Genomic DNA, 18,096 nt, shown 5'->3' with positions numbered 1-18,096 from the left:
ATCACGTTTTATTATGAGTTTTTACAAAGCTCTTATTTAAGGCTTTTTTTATCACTACAACGTTTAATAATAAACAATTTTAAAAATCATTTGTCTTACGGGAAAATAAAATTTACATTTGCAACAGTTTAACTTTTACAATCAAAATGAAACCTAACACTCAACAATTAAACGATTTAATTATCCAAGTAAGAAGAGATATCCTTCGAATGGTACACGCTGTTAATTCAGGTCACCCAGGAGGTTCTCTAGGTTGTACTGAATTTTTAGTAGCCTTGTATCAAAATATAATGGACCGCAAAGAAGGTTTTGACATGGACGGAATAGGTGAAGATTTATTCTTCCTATCCAACGGACACATCTCTCCTGTTTTCTACAGTGTTTTAGCAAGAAGCGGGTATTTTCCAGTATCGGAATTAGCTACTTTCCGTTTATTAAATTCAAGATTACAAGGTCACCCAACTACTCATGACAACTTACCAGGAGTACGTATTGCTTCTGGATCTTTAGGTCAAGGAATGTCAGTAGCTATAGGTGCTGCTCAAGCTAAAAAATTAAACAAGTGTAACCATTTGGTTTATACACTTCACGGTGATGGTGAATTGCAAGAAGGTCAAAACTGGGAAGCAATTATGTATGCATCTGCTAAAAAAGTAGACAACTTAATCGCAACTGTAGATTTAAACGGAAAACAAATTGATGGTACAACTGACGAAGTATTAGCAATGGGAAGTATTCGTGCTAAATTTGAAGCCTTTGATTGGGATGTTCTAGAAATTAAAGAAGGAAATAATATCGAAGCAATTATTGCTGGTATGAATGAAGCGAAATCAAGAACTGGAAAAGGGAAACCAGTTTGCGTGCTGTTATACACTGAAATGGGGAATGGTGTGGATTATATGATGTACAGTCATGCATGGCATGGTAAAGCACCAAACGATGCACAACTTGAAAACGCTTTAGCGCAAAATACATCAACTTTAGGAGATTACTAATCCCCTCCTAGCCTCCCCAAAGGGGAGGAACAACTACGAGATTGAATAAATATAAAACATAAAACCCTATTCACCCTAAATAGGAATTCCCCTCCTTCGGAGGGGTTAGGGGAGGAAAAATGAAAAAATATATAAATACAGGAAGTAAAGATACTCGCTCAGGTTTTGGAGTGGGAATGACTGAATTAGGTCAAAAAAATGAAAATGTAGTAGCACTTTGTGCCGATTTAATTGGCTCATTAAAATTTGATGATTTCAAGAAAAATCACCCAGAGCGTTTTTTCCAAATCGGAATTGCGGAGGCAAACATGATTGGAATTGCAGCTGGATTAACTATTGGTGGGAAAATTCCTTTTACAGGAACTTTCGCTAACTTTTCTACAGGAAGAGTGTATGACCAAATTCGTCAATCAGTTGCTTACTCTGATAAAAACGTAAAAATCTGTGCGTCTCACGCTGGATTAACTTTAGGAGAAGATGGAGCTACGCACCAAATCCTTGAAGATATCGGTTTGATGAAAATGTTACCAGGAATGACGGTTATCAACACTTGTGACCACAACCAGACAAAAGCAGCTACAATTGCTTTGGCAGATCACCACGGTCCTGCTTACTTGCGTTTTGGACGTCCGGTTGTACCTAACTTTACTCCTGCTGACGAACCTTTCATCATTGGAAAAGCAATTCTATTAAACGAAGGTACTGATGTAACTATTGTTGCTACAGGTCACCTAGTTTGGGAAGCTTTAATTGCTGCTGAGAAATTAGAAGAAAAAGGAATTTCTGCTGAAGTAATTAACATCCACACGATTAAACCATTGGATGCTGAAGCTATTTTGAAATCTGTTGCTAAAACAGGATGTATCGTAACAGCTGAAGAACACAACTACCTTGGTGGTCTTGGAGAGAGCATTGCTGGTGTATTAGCCTTAAACAATCCTACTCCACAAGAATTTGTAGCGGTTCAAGATAGTTTTGGTGAGTCTGGAACTCCTGAGCAATTAATGGAAAAATACAAGCTAAACAATCAAGCTATTGTTGAAGCGGTAGAAAGAGTTATTAAAAGAAAATAATTCGATTCTGAATATATTAAAAAATCCCATTCGCCGCTGCGAATGGGATTTTTTATTGCCTAAATTTTCGTTAGTTCGAGTGATCCCGTTTTTGGACGGCATTGTATCGAAAACAAGAAAATTTATCATCAAAAACGGTTTTCGATACATTTTTTGCTCCATTTCATTACGCAAAAAACACTCGAACAGACGTTTTGATCTAATTATTGCGCATAAAGCAACGACTGCATCACCTCAAAAGAAACACTTTCGTCTTCATTGACAAAATATTTCAACAACACTTCGCCCCACATTTTACCATCACTATAATCGGCAATAATCCAGCGGTGGTTTAGCACTTTTACTTTATTGATTACAAATTTATTCTCCCCTATTTGATCTTGCCCCGTGTAAGGATTTCCTTTTGGATTGGCATTCAAATCCATTAATTTTTCCTTTAGTACAGGAATCAACTTTTCGTAGGCGATCGATTTATTGGCTATAGCCGAATCAAAATAGTTTTGAGCATTCTCATTTTTTTCCAATGAAAAATAATTGGACTCATTCCACTTTGTTGTCATTACATTCAGACTATCTTTTAATCTCTTTGTAGTCTTTTCGTATCTGTTTTGCTCAAATTTAACTTCACTACTTAAAAAAGAGTAAGTGAAAATATTAGTCAAAATCAATACAATAAATGCATATAATAAAAAGGATCTTTTCATTCTAAAATAGTTATAAAGTAATTTCTAAGTTATCATAAGCCAAAAACACATTTTCAGGAAGCTTTTGTTGTACTTCTTCATGGAAACCCATAATATGACTAATGTGTGTTAAATATGCCTTTTCTGGCTTCACTAATGCAATAAAATCCAATGCTTCTTGTAAATTAAAATGTGAAAAATGATGTTCTTCGCGTAAAGCATTCACTACTAAAACTTTCAGGTTTTTCAATTTTTCTATTTCTACTGCTTCAATCGTTTTCACATCTGTCAAATATGCAAAATCATCAATTCGGTATCCAAAAACCTGAAGCCCTCCATGCGAAACATTGACTGGAATTGCTGTTTTATCGCCGATAGCAAAAGGAACGTTATTCACTACTTCAATTGTTTTTACCGAAGGAGCACCCGGATATTTATTAACTGTTTCAAAAACATAGTCAAAACGAGATTTCATGTTTTCAATCACGCGTTGGTGCGCATAAATAGGCATTTCTCCTTGCTTAAAATTGAATGGTCGAATGTCATCTAAGCCAGCCGTATGATCGGCATGCTCGTGAGTAAAAATAATTCCATCTACTTTCTGGCAATCTGAAGTTAGCATTTGTTGTCTAAAATCAGGACCGCAATCTATAACATACGAATAATTATCCCAGTGAATCAATACCGAAACCCTAAGTCTTTTGTCTTTACTATCCTTACTTTTACATACAGGATGATCACTTCCTATCACTGGAATGCCTTGAGAAGTGCCTGTACCTAGAAAATATACCTTCAAATCATAATTTTTTACAAAAATAGGATTATTTATCTTTTATAAGGCTAGCTATTTAATTAACTTTGTAACATAAGGCAAATACATAAATTTAAACAAAAAAAATGGGTAGCGAAATAAAACTAAAAGGAGACAGAATAATTGCACAAGTCCCTTCAATAAAAGACAAGGCACTACGTATCAATTTAAATGAAAATATTTATGGAACATTTGCCGAGATAGGAGCAGGTCAGGAAACCGTGAGACATTTTTTTAGAGCGGGTGGTTCATCAGGAACTATAGCAAAAGCAATGTCGGCTTATGATAAAGATTTTAGTGACGCCGTTTATGGTGTCGAAAAAGACGGTCGTTATGTTACTGAAAACCGCCTAAAAAAAATGCTTTCTCACGAAGTAAATCTTATAGAAAAACGACTGAACCGAGAAAAGCATCCCAATAAAATGTTTTTTAGTTATGCCAATACAGTAGCTACAATAGATTTTGCAAAACAATTTAAAGGCCACGGTTGGGTAGGAATTAGTTACCAAATTGATCCTAGCGAAGAGTATAACGAAATCATACTTCACATTCGATTTAAGGAAACCGATGCCAAATTACAACAGGAAACGCTAGGAATTCTAGGGGTAAACTTAATTTACGGCGCTTATTATAAATACAACGATCCTAAGAAATTGTTGCGTTATTTATACGATCATTTAGACAAAGACCAACTAGAGATTGACACCATCAATTTTTCCGGACCTCGATTTGCTGATGTAGACAACCGTTTAATCAGTTTGCAATTAGTCAAAAACGGAATGACCGATGCCGTAATGTTCAATCCAAAAGGAAAAAACATTCTTCCCGCTTCTATTTTATACAAGAAAAACCTTCTTGCACTTAGAGGAAGTTTCCGTCCAGTTACTAAGGTAAACATGGACATGTACGAGAAATCGATGCGTATGTTTATTGAAGAAAACAAAGTGGACAAAGAAAATACTTTGGTTATTTTCGAAATTACCTTGTCTAACTTACGTTCGGATGGCGAAATTGACGAAAGAGATTTTATGGATCGCGCCGAATTACTTTGTTCTTTAGGACAAACGGTAATGATTTCCAATTTTCAGGAATATTATAAAGTAGTAGAATATTTTGCTAATTATACTAAGGCCAGAATGGGACTAGCCATGGGTGTCAACAACTTAGTTGATATTTTTGACGAGAAATACTACCGCCATTTGAGTGGAGGAATCTTGGAAGCTTTTGGTAAATTATTCTTTAGAGACATGAAGGTATTTTTATACCCAATGATTGACGAGAATGGAGAAATCATCACTTCTGAAACCTTAAAAGTACACCCAAGAATGAAAGAATTGTACAAATTCTTTAAATTCAACGGAAAAGTAATTGATGTAGAAGATTACAACCCTGAAAACTTAAAAGTATTCTCCCGTGAAGTACTCAAAATGATTAGCCACGGAGTACCTGGCTGGGAACCAATGCTACCTGAAGGAGTTTCGGAAATCATTAAAGAAAAACGTCTCTTTGGTTATAATCCTGAAAAAACATTGGTTGAATAACACAACAACACTTATACAAAACGCCACAAAGGAATTCTCTTGTGGCGTTTTTGCATTGACTAATTTGCTTTTCATTTTCTCAAAAAGCAATATTACAAATAGTATTTTATTGAATATTTTACTAAAATGCAACTCATACATCCATTGTGCAGTTCAACCGAAACCCATTTTTTCAAAACAGCTTTTAAACTTAATTTGTCAAATAAATATTTAAATTTACTGTGATGAAAAAAGATGTTTTAAAAATTGTTCTGCTTGTACTTATTTTGGTTGTAACCGACTTAATAATGATTTTTCCAATTTCTGAAAAGCCAAAAGACCCTAATTGGGAGTATGTGAAAAATAGATTATTTGATGGAGAGACTTCTTTATTTAGAAGGACAGAAGGTCCTATTTTATTCGACCTTCATGAAGTTTCAAAATCAGACAGTTTATTAGTTAAAGAAGTTATGTTAGATTTACGAAAATTGTTGCCTAATAAAAAAATTGAATTTTTTGATGATTTTACAGGAATGACTTTTTTACAAATGGTACAAGAAGGGAAAGACAAACCTTCGTACAGAATAAAAGGTCTTACAATTGAAGAAATAGATGATTCTAGAATTCTTTTGCACTTTGAACCATCCTATTTGTATAAAAATAGAGGAAATCAATTTATAAATATAGGTGCTGGCTATTCAATTCAAATGTATCCATTTGAGCGCATAGGAAATAAAATAAAACGTAGCTTCCCTTTAACAACAGTTGCAATAGGAGATGTATATACACCGGAACAGAAAAAGAACTATTTAATGATTGGGATGTTAAGAAATTTAGTTTTTATACAAAACGAACCTTCTACAATTGAACAATCATCTGTTTTTTCTTCAAAAGAAATACAAGGTTTGGATTGTAGAATTTTAGATAAAGACATTTTCTTATTGCAAAAACTATATAGTGATGATTTTTTCGAACAATTCAAAACCTATTTAAACAATACATATACATGGCAATATGCAACTTCTTTCTTAAATAAGAAATTAGCAACACTTTACGCTATATTAATTGTGGGTTCAATTGGGATTCTAGAGTTTATATTACTTTTTGGATTGTTCCAAAACAAAAAATTCAAGTTTTCTTTTCTAAACTATTTTTTTCCAATACTGCTTATTATGTTATTTGGAACAGATCTAACCAAAATTTATACCTACTTAACAGATTTAGGAATAAATGAAAACATGAATCTAGAGTCGATTTTAGAATTATATTCAATAGCCTTTATAGGCTCTTTAATAATTTCATTTCCGCTATGGTTGTTAGAGAAAATATGGATTAATAAAATTAAAGATTTTAGTTTTCTATTAATTTGTAAAGTCATTTTTACTTTTATTACATTTAATATCCCAATTGGAATAATGTATATAAAATACCCACCGTCAACATCGAATGATGGCTTTTTAGAATTTTATCTCCCAATTTTTATTCTTACAATTATTATAGCTATGAGTAGAGGCCTTCTCCTCTATTTAAACCATTACTCCGATTCATTAGTAAAAGAAAAAGATGTAGAATTAAGTCGGTTAAAAGAAGTTAATGCTCAATCGGAGTTGAAATTATTACAGTCGCATATCAATCCTCATTTTTTATACAACGCTTTGAATTCTATTGCCGGTTTAGCACATAATAATCCTGATAAAACAGAGAAAATGGCATTGTCATTATCTAACTTATTTCGGTATTCCATCAATAAAAAAGGACAAAAGTTGAGTACTGTAAAAGAGGAAGTATTAATGGTCGAAAATTATTTAGAAATTGAAAAAATCCGTTTTGGGAAACGTTTAAATTTCACCTTACTGATAGATGAAACTATAGAAAACGAACCAATACCCATGTATATTTTACAGCCGTTGGTAGAAAATGCTATAAAACATGGAATTTCCGAAATTAGAGGTGAAGGATTTATTACATTAGAAATTAAAAAAGAAGTAGAAACGCTATTTATTATTGTAAGCGATAACGGCCCTGATTTTCCAAGTAGTTTGGTTAGTGGTCATGGATTACAAACCGTTTATGATTTACTTCGATTGAGTTATGGTGAAAAAGCAGCTTTAAAATGGGAAAACAATCCTAAAAAACATATTGCAATTTCAATTACACAAACAATCTAACAGTATGAATAAATCCTACAAAACCATTATTATTGATGATGAGCCACCAGCTAGAGCACGATTGCAGCAACTATTAGAAAGTTTCCCTGATACTTTTCAAATTATCGCTGTTGCAGAAGATGGCATAGAGGCACTCGAAAAAATAGAAGCTTTACAACCTGATCTTATTTTTTTAGATATCGAAATGCCCGAATTATCTGGATTTGACATGTTAAAGCAATTAAAAACTATTCCTATAGTTATATTTTGCACGGCTTATGACCAATATTCGTTGCAAGCTTTTGAAACCAATAGTGTCGATTATTTACTAAAACCCGTGAGCTTAGAACGCTTACAACAATCGGTGAATAAATTAAATTTGTTTAGCCAAAACAATACATCACAAAATATTTTAGAGCTGATAAAAGAATTGTCTTCGCAAAAAGAAGTCAAAAAAATGACCTCGATAACCGTAAAAAAAGGAGACAAACTTATTTTTGTAAAGTTAGAAAACATTAGTTATTTCAAAGCCGATGAGCGATATGTTACCGTACACGCAAACGATGAAAATTATTTAATAGAAGAACCTTTGGCGCAATTAGAACAAAAACTCCCCGCTCATTTTTTAAGAGTCCATCGCTCTATCATTATTAATACCGAGTACATCAAAGAGGTTGAAAAATATTTCAATAGCCGATTTGTTATCACCCTAAACAATCCCAAAAAAACAAGTGTTACAACTGGAAGAAGTTACATTGAAGCAATTAAAACTTGGATGAATTTCTAATTTTTGAGCAAGAACAAATCAACTATTTTTTAATGCAGTTTGCAAGCCTATTGTGCAGTTTACAAGAAACCTATTTTTGCAGAACAACTATTATAGTTCATTTGTGGTATAAATATTTAAATTTACTATCATGAAAAAATTACACTACTTTTTAGTTTTTCTAATTATAGGAACTACTTGTTTTTCTCAAGAAACAAAAAAACTACCTGATGTTCCCTGGAAAGATATTGTTGAAATAAATAATAACAATGATTATCAGAAAATAACAAAATGGGATAAAGATATTTATGTGAGTATAGAAGGAAAGTATAGTCAAGAAGATTCTTTAACTATTACTGAAATTTTAAAAAGATTAGATGCATTAACAGCAACCATATCTATCCAATTTGCAAAATCAGAGCACCCTAATTTTAAAATTAAATACTTAGATAAACAACTAAAGGAAGGCAATAGTTATACAACAAGCCGTTATGGTAATCAATTCGCAGATCAAGGCTATACAAGCTGTGAGCTTTATATTTATAAAATTGATGAAACAGATTCAGATTTAAATATTAGAAAATCTTTGGAATCCAGAATAGCAAGAATGCTAGTTGGAGGCTATTTTACTTATCCACCAACAGCAGGAAAAAGAAACAGTATTTTTAATCCAATAAATGGGTTATCAAATAATAAAATCCCTCTGGATGAGAAAGATCAAGCTATCATAAAAGAGGTTTACAAAATAGGTTTTGAAAAAAGACTCGCTAAAGCAGAAAAGCAGTTTAACTATGTTATTAAATATATTGAAGATCATAAAATTTCAACTAGAGACCGTAATTTATGGTGGGTAAAAAACCCAATAGCGGTTATTTTTTTACCAGCTTTAATTTTAGCATTATTAGGACTATTTATTATTAATGGCATTAATAAATCAATTGGCATTAAAATAAAGAAAGATTGGCTTCATTTTGGTGTAATAGCCGCAGTAACATTGTTATTTGCAGATTTATTAATCGTGTTTTGTGTGTCTTTTTATGATTTTTTAACTATACCTGGTTATGATAGAGGTGTCCGCATAGTAAGAAACGACTCCATTTTATCAACCTCTGCTTTAATGCTTATTTTATTTCCTTTCCTTTATTTGTTCCGTTTTATTGAGTTTAAAATTCAAAAAGCAGCAAAAAACATATACACGAAAACCACGTTAATCTTTATTTCAACAGGATTCTTGCCCTTTGTCTGTGTACTATTTATTTTTTTTATTGAAAGATATGACACTAAGAATTATCAAGACGGTTATTTAAGTCTATCTGAAATGTTTTTATTTTTAATGACCATTGCATTGCTTAGAGCATTGATAGGTTATTTTATTTTTAAAGAACGAAACTTAATAATCGAAAATGAAACTAAACTTGCCAACTTAAGAGAACTAAAAGCCAAAGCGGAATTAAAATCGCTACAATCCCAAATAAACCCCCATTTCTTGTATAATTCTTTGAATTCCATAGCTAGTTTAGCACCCATCGATGCTCAGAAAACGCAAAAAATGGCGCATTCGTTATCGGATTTGTTTAAATATTCCATCAACCGAAAAGATAAAAAAACGAGTACCGTTCATGATGAAGTTGAAATGGTAAAAACCTATTTAGACATAGAGAAAATTCGTTTTGGGGATCGTTTGCAATTTACTGTAGCTGTAGATCAAGATTTAGAAAACCATAAAATCCCTTTGTTTTTAATTCAGCCATTAGTTGAAAATGCTGTAAAACATGGTATTTCAAAAAATGAAGGCGTAGGCACAATTGATTTAAAAATTGCGAAAGAACAAAAAGAGATTACAATTTCGGTGAGTGATAATGGTCCTGATTTTCCAGAAGGATTGTTAAGTGGTCACGGTTTACAAACGGTCTTTGATTTGTTGCGATTGACCTATGGCGATAAAGCGGCTTTAAACTGGACTAATACTCCCAAAAAAATGATTATCATTAGCATTCCAGAATTTATATAACATGAACAAACGCTATTCCACAATCATAATTGATGATGAAGCACCAGCTAGACTGGGTTTACTCAATTTATTAAAAGAATTCCCCGAAACTTTTGAGGTTGTCGATACAGCTCAAAATGGAACGGAAGCACAACAAAAAATTGAAGCTTTAAATCCAGATATTATTTTTCTAGATATTGAAATGCCGGGTTGTACTGGTTTTGAATTATTAGAACGCTTACAAACTATCCCGATGGTTGTTTTTTGCACGGCTTACGATCAATATTCATTAGAAGCCTTTGAAACCAACAGTATCGATTATTTGGTTAAACCAGTCAAATTAGAACGTATTGAAAAAACGGTACAGAAATTAAAAACCTTTCATATCAAAAGTTCTTCAGATGAAATTTTAAAAGTTTTAAAAGACATTTCTAATAGAAAAGAACCTAAAAAAATGACTTCTATTACGGTTAAAAAAAATGATAAAATTATCTTTATAAAACTCGAAGACATTTCCTTTTTTGAAGCCGATACTAATTATACCGCCATCCATTCCGGACTAGGAACGTTCTTAAGTACCGAAACAATTGCAAGCTTAGAAAACAAATTACCAGATAACTTTTTACGGATTCATAGAGGCATTATCATGAACAAAGACTATGTAAAAGAAGTACAAAAATATTTCAACAGTCGCTATATTATTACACTCAATGATGCTAAAAAAACGACTATAACCTCCGGAAGAAGTTACTCCGAAAGCATCAAAATTAATCTAGGATTTTTTTAAAAATATTGTTGAATTTCAATAGAATTGGGCTTTAGCCCATTTTTAAGAATAAGTTATTGAAAGGCTTTAGCCAAAATTTAAATATTTTTTTGGCTAAAGCCTTATTCTTTTCTATATTATATCATCTGGCTAAAGCCAGATGCAATTGATCTCTGTATGTTTAATAAAATCAATTCGAATCTATCGTCTATCGTTTTATACAAGAAAAAAACGCCTGTGGCGTTTCTAGTTTACTTCAAAATCTGACTAGCATGCTCTTTGGTTTTTACATTTTCAATAACCTCATCGATAATTCCGTTTTCGTCGATTACAAAAGTGGTGCGGTGAATGCCGTCATACTCTTTTCCCATGAACTTTTTAGGCCCCCAAACACCAAAGGCTTGGATCACTTCTTTCTCTTCATCGGCCAATAACGGAAAAGGAAATTCGTATTTATCTTTGAATTTGGCTTGCGCTTTAGCCGAATCAGCACTTACACCTAGCAAGGCGTAATTATTAGCCTTAAAACGCTCGAAATTATCTCTTAAATCACAGGCTTCGGCAGTACAACCTGGCGTACTGGCTTTTGGATAAAAGAAAACCACTAATTTTTTCCCTTTATAATCTTCTAATTGATGTGGCTTTCCGTCTTGGTCTACGCCAAAAAAATCGGGAGCTTTATCACCTTTTTTTAATGTTGTCATGTTTTTTTTTGTTTAACCGCAAAGTTCGCAAGGCTTTCGCAAAGTTCACTAAGACTTATTTGTTATTTGGTAATTTTGTGTTTTTCTATTGATATTGTAATTGATTTTTGAAATTGCTATTGAAATTCCTTTTCTTTACATCTCAAAATTAAACTAAATGACCAAACAAGAACGGGTAACATTTGTTATAAATACGTTAAAAGAACTCTATCCTACCATCCCAGTTCCGCTAGATCACAAAGATCCTTATACATTGTTAATTGCGGTTTTGCTTTCGGCACAATGTACGGATGTACGTGTGAACCAAATCACACCTTTACTTTTTGCTAAAGCTGATAATCCGTATGATATGGTCAAAATGTCGGTGGAAGAAATCAAGGAAATCATTCGTCCTTGTGGCTTGTCGCCAATGAAATCCAAAGGGATTTACGGCTTATCGAAAATTCTAATCGAAAAACACGATGGCAAAGTACCCCAGAGTTTTGAAGCCTTGGAAGAATTGCCCGCCGTAGGACATAAAACAGCTAGTGTGGTGATGTCGCAAGCCTTTGGAGTCCCTGCTTTTCCCGTAGATACTCACATTCATCGATTGATGTATCGCTGGAATTTGACCAATGGAAAAAATGTAGTACAAACTGAAAAAGATGCCAAACGTTTATTTCCTGAGGAAATCTGGAACGATTTACACTTGCAAATTATTTGGTATGGAAGAGAATATTCGCCAGCTCGGGGTTGGGATTTAGAAAAAGATATCATCACCCGAACTATTGGTCGAAAAACCAACTTAGACGGCTATAAAAAGTAAATCTCACTAACTTTAAAATAATTAGTGAGATTTACCTAAACGCTATTGCTAGCTTCATTAATTTGCGATAATTTCAAAACTGTTATCCGCTACCTTAATCATGTGAAGCGCTTTTGAATAATTCAAAAGAAAAGAAACAACTTCTTTTTTAGGTTTCATTGTTGTGGTAACTGGATTTTTTTTTACGTAATTTTTTGCCATGTACTATTTTAATTAAAGGTGTTAGAACAGAACGTGACAAGTACGCAAATATTGTTTAATTGGTTAAAATAATCTGGTGTTTATCAATTACTTTTCTCAAATTCATCAACGCATAACGCATCCTGCCTAAAGAGGTATTGATACTTACTCCTGTTATTTCTGAAATTTCTTTAAAGCTCATGTCCTTATACATGCGCATGATTAAAACTTCCTTTTGATCCTCTGGAAGTTCTTCAATTAATTTTTGAATATCTAATTCGACTTGATTCGCTATCAACTGATTTTCGATAGTTAACGAATCATCCGACATAATAGAAAACACCGAAAACTCTTCTGTTTCCCGATACATCGGCATTTTTTTGTTTTTTCTGAAATAATCAATAACCAGATTATGGGAAATTCGCATCACCCAAGGAAGAAATTTTCCTTCTTCGTTATAGGAATTCGATTTTAATGTTTTGATGACTTTGATAAAAGTGTCTTGAAAAATATCATTCGCAACATCTCTGTCAGATACTTTTGAATATATAAAACCGTAAATTTTAGATTCGTGTCTTTTAATCAAAGTAGCTAGGGCGTCTTCTTTGCCTGCTACATAATCTTGCACCAACAAGGCGTCGGGAATTTGAATATTAGCTATCATAGTAATACTTTTTAGTATGAATTAAATTGGGGTATTTTTCTAAAAAGTAGTTTTATACTATAGGCGTTTTTATTTTAAAAGGTAAATTGATTTTTCAAATTTAACAAATTATTGTTTTGTTCAACAAAAAAAGGAGAAAAATTACCTAAAACACTTTGTTTTAAATTTTTTCTCTCCTTTCTAACCAACAAAAACCATTTTATTTTACTGATATACTTTAATGTAATCAATACTAAACTCTTGTGGAAATATAGTGTCATCTACTTCTGGTCCTCCAAAATTACCTCCAATAGCCACGTTTACTAAAAAATAAAACGGCTGATTGTAAGGCCAGACAGCATCTGTTTTGTTAGCGGGATTGAAAGTATAAACCAATTGATTGTCCACATAAAAATCAATTTTATCTGGATTCCAATCTATGGCATACAAATGAAATCCTGTTTCAATATCCTCGATTTTAGTTTTCTTGGTATTGATAGTGTTTCCATGACTGTCTTGTGTATGCAAAGAAGTAAAAACCGTTTTGGGTTCTTTACCCACATATTCTAGAATATCAATTTCGCCACACTTCGGCCAGCCAACCGCATCAATATTAGCTCCAAGCATCCAAAAAGCAGGCCAAATTCCATGACCTAGAGGCAATTTAGCTCTCGCTTCAAAATAACCATATTGGAATTCTTTCTTTCCCTTAGTGGTAATTCTCGAAGAAGTGTATTTGTCTCCTTCTTTTTGGGCTGTTATCACTAAGTGTCCGTCTCTTAACTGTTGGTTTTCTTTAGTATAAAGTTGGCGTTCATTATTACCCCAACCACAGTTGGGGCAACCATCTCCTAATTCAATATTCCAATTTTTAAGATCCAATTCCTTGGCATTAAATTGTTCTTGCCAAACTAATTTTTTCCCTTTCGGCTGAGCCAAAGCAAAGCAGCCTGCCAAGAGTATAATTAAAAATTTATTCATATTTAGTTGTTTAAATATTGGAAATCACTTTCCAAAGTTTGCATTGAATTTCCTCCCACAAAAACTTTAAAATCGCCAGCTTCAGCCTCCCATTTAGAATTAGCGGTAAAAAATTCAATGGTCTTTTTATCGATTGTAAAACTTACTTTTTTAGATTCACCCGATTGTAATTCGATCATTTCAAAACCTTTCAATTCTTTTACTGGGCGCGTTACAGAAGCAATTAAGTCACGAATATAAAGCTGAACGACCTCTTTACCAGCATATTTTCCTGTGTTTTTAATCGTTACTGTAGCTTGTATCTGACCATCGCCCGAAAATGTTTTTTGGTTCAAACTTAAATCTGAATATTCAAATTTTGCATAACTCAAACCAAACCCAAAAGGATACAAAGGCGTGTTTTTTTCATCAATATAATGCGACCAAAATACACTTTCAGGTTCATTCATCGCTGGGCGTCCTGTATTTTTATAATTGTAATAAATAGGAACCTGACCTACATTTCTTGGAAAAGTCATTGGTAATTTCCCACTTGGATTGTAGTCGCCGTACAACACTTGCGCAATAGCATTTCCGCTTTGAGTTCCCAGATGCCAAGCTTCTACAATAGCTGGAATATGAGCATCAGCCCACGGAATGGCTAGTGGTCGTCCGTTGTTTAACACCAAAACAATATTGGAATTAACTTTGTACACTTCTTCCAATAATTCTTGTTGTACGCCTGGCAATCCTAATTCCGCTCTACTTCTACCTTCTCCTGTTTGCAGTCCGTGTTCGCCTAAAGACATAATCACGACATCGGCCGTTTTTGCGGCTTGTATTGCTTCGGCAAAACCACTTTTGTCAGTGGTGTTTATTTTAGTTTCCCAAATAAATTCCGTTCTCCCTTGGGCTACATCGGCACCTTTTACATAAGTCAACTGGTTGCCTTTGTAATTTTGTAATCCTTCTAATAAAGAAACTGCCGAATTATCATCGGCTGCAATACGCCAACTTCCTAGCGGACTCGTTTTGTCATTTGCCAAAGCACCAATTACAACAATTTTCTGACCTGATTTTTGTAGAGGCAACAACTCTTTTTCGTTTTTCAAAAGCACAATTGATTTTTTGGCCATATCTAAGACACCTTCTTGAAAAGCGGCTTTTCCAATGGTTTCTTTTTCGTAGTTTTCGTCACAATACAAATACGGATTATCGAATAGGCCTAATTCAAACTTCACTTTCAAAATACGTCGAGCGGCATCATCAATCAAACTTTCTTTTACTTTTCCTTCTTTTACCAAAGCTGCTAAATGTTCAACATAAGCATTGGACTCCATATCCATATCCGAACCAGCGTTGATGGCAATTTCGGCGGCTTGTTTACTGTCTTTAGCAAATCCGTGAGCTATCATTTCGTTGATAGAACCCCAATCAGAAACCACAAAGCCATCAAACTTCCAATCCGATTTCAGGATATTTCTTTGCAAATAGGCATTTCCAGTAGCAGGAATTCCATTCAATTCATTGAAAGAATTCATAAAAGTACGCACTCCTGCATCGACACTAGCTTTGAATGGAGGAAAAATAATGTTTTGCAAAGTAGATTCGCTTACATCCACTGTATTGTAATCCCTGCCCGATTCAGCAAAACCGTAACCCGCAAAATGTTTGGCGCAAGCCAAAATAGTATTTCTAGCTTTTAAATCATCTCCTTGAAATCCTTTTACTCTGGCTACAGCAATCAAACTTCCTAAATACGGATCCTCGCCGGCACCTTCCATCACACGTCCCCAGCGGGCATCGCGAGATATATCAACCATAGGAGCAAAGGTCCAGTTGAGTCCTACTGATGCAGCTTCTTCTGCGGCAATAGCAGCTGATTTTTTAATTTCGACTAAATCCCAACTAGCAGCTTCGGCTAATGGAATAGGACTAATGGTTTTATAGCCATGAATGACATCAAAACCAAAAATTAACGGAATCCCTAAACGCGTTTCTTCAACCGCAATTTTCTGCAAAGCTCTTACGTCTTTTACTCCTTTTACATTCAACATCGAACCAACCAAACCTTTTTTTAGGTCAGCATATTTTTTAGCTGCCTGACCTTCCTTTGGCGTAGGCCCTGTAATTTCCCAAAAACCATTGTACTGATTGAGTTGCCCAATTTTTTCTTCTAAAGTCATCAATTTCATGATTGAATCTACTCTGAAGTCTATTGGACTTTTAGCGGTAAAAGACTGCTTGGCTTGCATGATTTTTTGGCTGCAACTGATGATTGCAACGGCACATAAAACGAATAATACAGTTTTGATTACTCTCATTTTGTTATCTCTTTTAAATTAAAAGGCCGAATGAATCGACCTTTTAATATATTTTCTTAATTCAATTATTGGTATACTCTTACATAATCCACTTCCATTGAAGACTCTACAAATGCTGGATCTATAGCACCTCCAAAAGTTCCTCCCATAGCCACATTCAAAATCATAAAGAAATCTTTGTTGAAAGGAATAGTTGAATTATTAGGAACCGTATGAAAAAGTACGTCATCTACATATATTGTAATCGATGCTGGACTCCAGATGGTTTTGTAAACATGGAATTCTGATGAAGCATTGGCAATTGTAGTAGAATTAGTGTTTCCATTACCTCCAGATCGACCTGGATAATGCAAGGTTCCGTGAATGACATTCGGTTGATTGCCTCTGTATTCCATAATATCTATTTCCCCACAAGCTGGCCAAGTATTGGTAGCATAATCAGCACCTAGCATCCAGATGGCTGGCCAAGTTCCTCCACCAGAAGGCAATTTGGCACGTACTTCAACTCTTCCATAGGTAAAATCAAATTTTCCTTCTGTTTTTAATCTTGCAGAAGTGTAAGACGAACCTACTTTCTTAGCTGTAATTTTTAAAGTTCCGTTTGACACAATAACATTATCAGCTGCCTGAGTGTAGCTTTGTGACTCATTATTTCCCCAACCGTCTTGTCCTGTTCCTAAATCATACCCCCATTTTGAAGAATCAGGAGCACCATCAGTATTGAATTCGTCTGACCAAATAAGATCAGTATAATCTACCACTTCTGGTTCTGGTTCTTCACCTGGTTTTGTAGTGGTAAATATTAAATACCATGCTAATCCTGCATCATTTCCTTGAACTAATCGTACTACCATTCTATTTTCAGTGATGGATAAAATTTCATATTGAGTCGCTCCTGCATAATAGCCCATAAAACCTCCATCAGAAAAATTCATTATTGTTCCTGTAGTAACCCTTGTTTCTACTGGATTTTTAGAAACAACTGAAGAAGAAGGACTTAAAGCTACAATTTTAGTAGCTGTTGTGTTGTATGGCAAACAAGCATCATCACCACCATTTGTTCCACCTCCAACACTTTTATAAGAGTTGTGAAAGAAGGTATTACCTTTGTTGTCTTGTTTGTATTCAATTTTACCGTTTACTAAGGCAAAAGTATACTCTCCATCATAGAAACAAGTGGCTGATTTTTCAAACGGCTCCGCTTGATAATAATTAGCAAAATAATTTTTAGTAGCGTCAGCATCATTTTGTCCAACTCCAAGATGCCCTTTTTCGGATGCAGCTAAATACCATTTTTTTCCAGTAGGTAAACCACCAGTAAGCAACTGTGTAGATTGTTCATCTTTAAAGTCGTTAAAAACAGTAACCTCTACTGTCTCATTTGTAGCTAGACCTCCTTTGCCGTATGCTATTACAGTTACCGTATAAGTATTAACTCCATTTGTAGTAAAACCATGCTCCTCAATACCTCCTGGAGAATTTTCTGTAACGCCATCCCCATAAATGTATTTATAGGAAATAGCATTATCTGCTTTTACAGTGAATTTTACTTTTCCCGTTCCATCTCCAAAAGGGTTAGCTTCTGTTTTACCTATTATTTCATAACTTATCTCAACGTTTGTTGGACTTTCTAATGCCCCAAAAGCATAATCATCTTTGGAGCAATTGACCATCAATAACAATGTAAAAATGGCAATTGTGCTTCTTAATATATTTTTCATCTTTTGTG

At 33.9% G+C, this 18,096-nt stretch carries 16 protein-coding genes; 8 read left to right on the top strand and 8 right to left on the bottom strand.

The features are described 5' to 3' along the window. Positions 1 to 146 precede the first annotated feature (146 nt). Positions 147 to 995, top strand: a complete 849-nt coding sequence (locus AAGV28_RS01905; protein ID WP_373405135.1) for a transketolase — start codon at positions 147 to 149, stop codon at positions 993 to 995. Between the two features lie 119 nt (positions 996 to 1,114). Beyond that, complete coding sequence (locus AAGV28_RS01900; protein ID WP_373405134.1) at positions 1,115 to 2,068, top strand: transketolase family protein; 954 nt, start codon at positions 1,115 to 1,117, stop codon at positions 2,066 to 2,068. A 203-nt stretch (positions 2,069 to 2,271) separates the two neighbouring features. Here AAGV28_RS01900 and AAGV28_RS01895 read toward each other — a convergent pair whose 3' ends face one another. Together AAGV28_RS01895 and AAGV28_RS01890 are read right to left on the bottom strand one after the other, a co-directional pair. Then, on the bottom strand, positions 2,272 to 2,772 hold the full coding sequence (locus AAGV28_RS01895) for a hypothetical protein (RefSeq protein ID WP_373405133.1): 501 nt from the start codon (positions 2,770 to 2,772) through the stop codon (positions 2,272 to 2,274). A 10-nt stretch (positions 2,773 to 2,782) separates the two neighbouring features. Next, positions 2,783 to 3,547 carry an MBL fold metallo-hydrolase gene (locus AAGV28_RS01890; protein ID WP_373405132.1) on the bottom strand — a complete coding sequence of 255 codons (765 nt, stop codon included), beginning with the start codon at positions 3,545 to 3,547 and terminating at the stop codon, positions 2,783 to 2,785. A gap of 101 nt (positions 3,548 to 3,648) precedes the next feature. On the opposite strand from AAGV28_RS01890, the gene AAGV28_RS01885 reads away from it, so the two are divergent. The 5 genes from AAGV28_RS01885 to AAGV28_RS01865 all read left to right on the top strand — a co-directional run bounded on the left by AAGV28_RS01885 (position 3,649) and on the right by AAGV28_RS01865 (position 10,772). Further along, positions 3,649 to 5,103 carry a TonB-dependent receptor gene (locus tag AAGV28_RS01885; RefSeq protein WP_373405131.1) on the top strand — a complete coding sequence of 485 codons (1,455 nt, stop codon included), beginning with the start codon at positions 3,649 to 3,651 and terminating at the stop codon, positions 5,101 to 5,103. Positions 5,104 to 5,327: 224 nt separating this feature from the next. Then, entirely contained in the window at positions 5,328 to 7,250 is a 1,923-nt protein-coding gene (locus tag AAGV28_RS01880) for a sensor histidine kinase (protein ID WP_373405130.1), read from the top strand. A 4-nt stretch (positions 7,251 to 7,254) separates the two neighbouring features. Next, positions 7,255 to 8,016 carry a LytR/AlgR family response regulator transcription factor gene (locus AAGV28_RS01875; RefSeq protein ID WP_373405129.1) on the top strand — a complete coding sequence of 254 codons (762 nt, stop codon included), beginning with the start codon at positions 7,255 to 7,257 and terminating at the stop codon, positions 8,014 to 8,016. A gap of 130 nt (positions 8,017 to 8,146) precedes the next feature. Next, positions 8,147 to 10,006 (top strand): sensor histidine kinase, encoded by a 1,860-nt coding sequence (locus tag AAGV28_RS01870; protein WP_373405128.1) that lies wholly within the window; start codon positions 8,147 to 8,149, stop codon positions 10,004 to 10,006. Between the two features lies 1 nt (position 10,007). After that, positions 10,008 to 10,772, top strand: a complete 765-nt coding sequence (locus tag AAGV28_RS01865; protein WP_373405127.1) for a LytR/AlgR family response regulator transcription factor — start codon at positions 10,008 to 10,010, stop codon at positions 10,770 to 10,772. Positions 10,773 to 11,002: 230 nt separating this feature from the next. Here the strand turns inward: AAGV28_RS01865 and bcp are convergent, their stop codons facing one another. Continuing rightward, complete coding sequence (gene bcp, locus AAGV28_RS01860) at positions 11,003 to 11,455, bottom strand: thioredoxin-dependent thiol peroxidase (protein ID WP_373405126.1); 453 nt, start codon at positions 11,453 to 11,455, stop codon at positions 11,003 to 11,005. A 157-nt stretch (positions 11,456 to 11,612) separates the two neighbouring features. Between bcp and AAGV28_RS01855 the strand changes: the two genes are divergently transcribed. Continuing rightward, on the top strand, positions 11,613 to 12,260 hold the full coding sequence (locus AAGV28_RS01855; protein ID WP_373405125.1) for an endonuclease III domain-containing protein: 648 nt from the start codon (positions 11,613 to 11,615) through the stop codon (positions 12,258 to 12,260). A 57-nt stretch (positions 12,261 to 12,317) separates the two neighbouring features. Here AAGV28_RS01855 and AAGV28_RS01850 read toward each other — a convergent pair whose 3' ends face one another. The 5 genes from AAGV28_RS01850 to AAGV28_RS01830 form a co-directional block, all read right to left on the bottom strand. After that, the gene (locus AAGV28_RS01850) at positions 12,318 to 12,461 is read right to left on the bottom strand and encodes a hypothetical protein (protein WP_373405124.1); all 144 of its coding nucleotides are present in this window, start codon (positions 12,459 to 12,461) and stop codon (positions 12,318 to 12,320) included. A gap of 55 nt (positions 12,462 to 12,516) precedes the next feature. Further along, complete coding sequence (locus tag AAGV28_RS01845; RefSeq protein WP_373405153.1) at positions 12,517 to 13,101, bottom strand: RNA polymerase sigma factor; 585 nt, start codon at positions 13,099 to 13,101, stop codon at positions 12,517 to 12,519. Between the two features lie 207 nt (positions 13,102 to 13,308). Continuing rightward, positions 13,309 to 14,064: a glycoside hydrolase family 16 protein gene (locus AAGV28_RS01840; protein ID WP_373405123.1), complete on the bottom strand. Its 756-nt coding sequence runs from the start codon at positions 14,062 to 14,064 to the stop codon at positions 13,309 to 13,311. A gap of 2 nt (positions 14,065 to 14,066) precedes the next feature. Further along, on the bottom strand, positions 14,067 to 16,367 hold the full coding sequence (gene bglX / locus AAGV28_RS01835; RefSeq protein WP_373405122.1) for a beta-glucosidase BglX: 2,301 nt from the start codon (positions 16,365 to 16,367) through the stop codon (positions 14,067 to 14,069). Between the two features lie 65 nt (positions 16,368 to 16,432). Continuing rightward, complete coding sequence (locus AAGV28_RS01830) at positions 16,433 to 18,088, bottom strand: family 16 glycosylhydrolase (protein ID WP_373405121.1); 1,656 nt, start codon at positions 18,086 to 18,088, stop codon at positions 16,433 to 16,435. Positions 18,089 to 18,096 lie beyond the last annotated feature (8 nt).

Source organism: Flavobacterium zubiriense (assembly GCF_041729725.1).
GTDB lineage: Bacteria > Bacteroidota > Bacteroidia > Flavobacteriales > Flavobacteriaceae > Flavobacterium > Flavobacterium zubiriense.
This window is presented reverse-complemented; position numbering and strand designations above follow the sequence as displayed.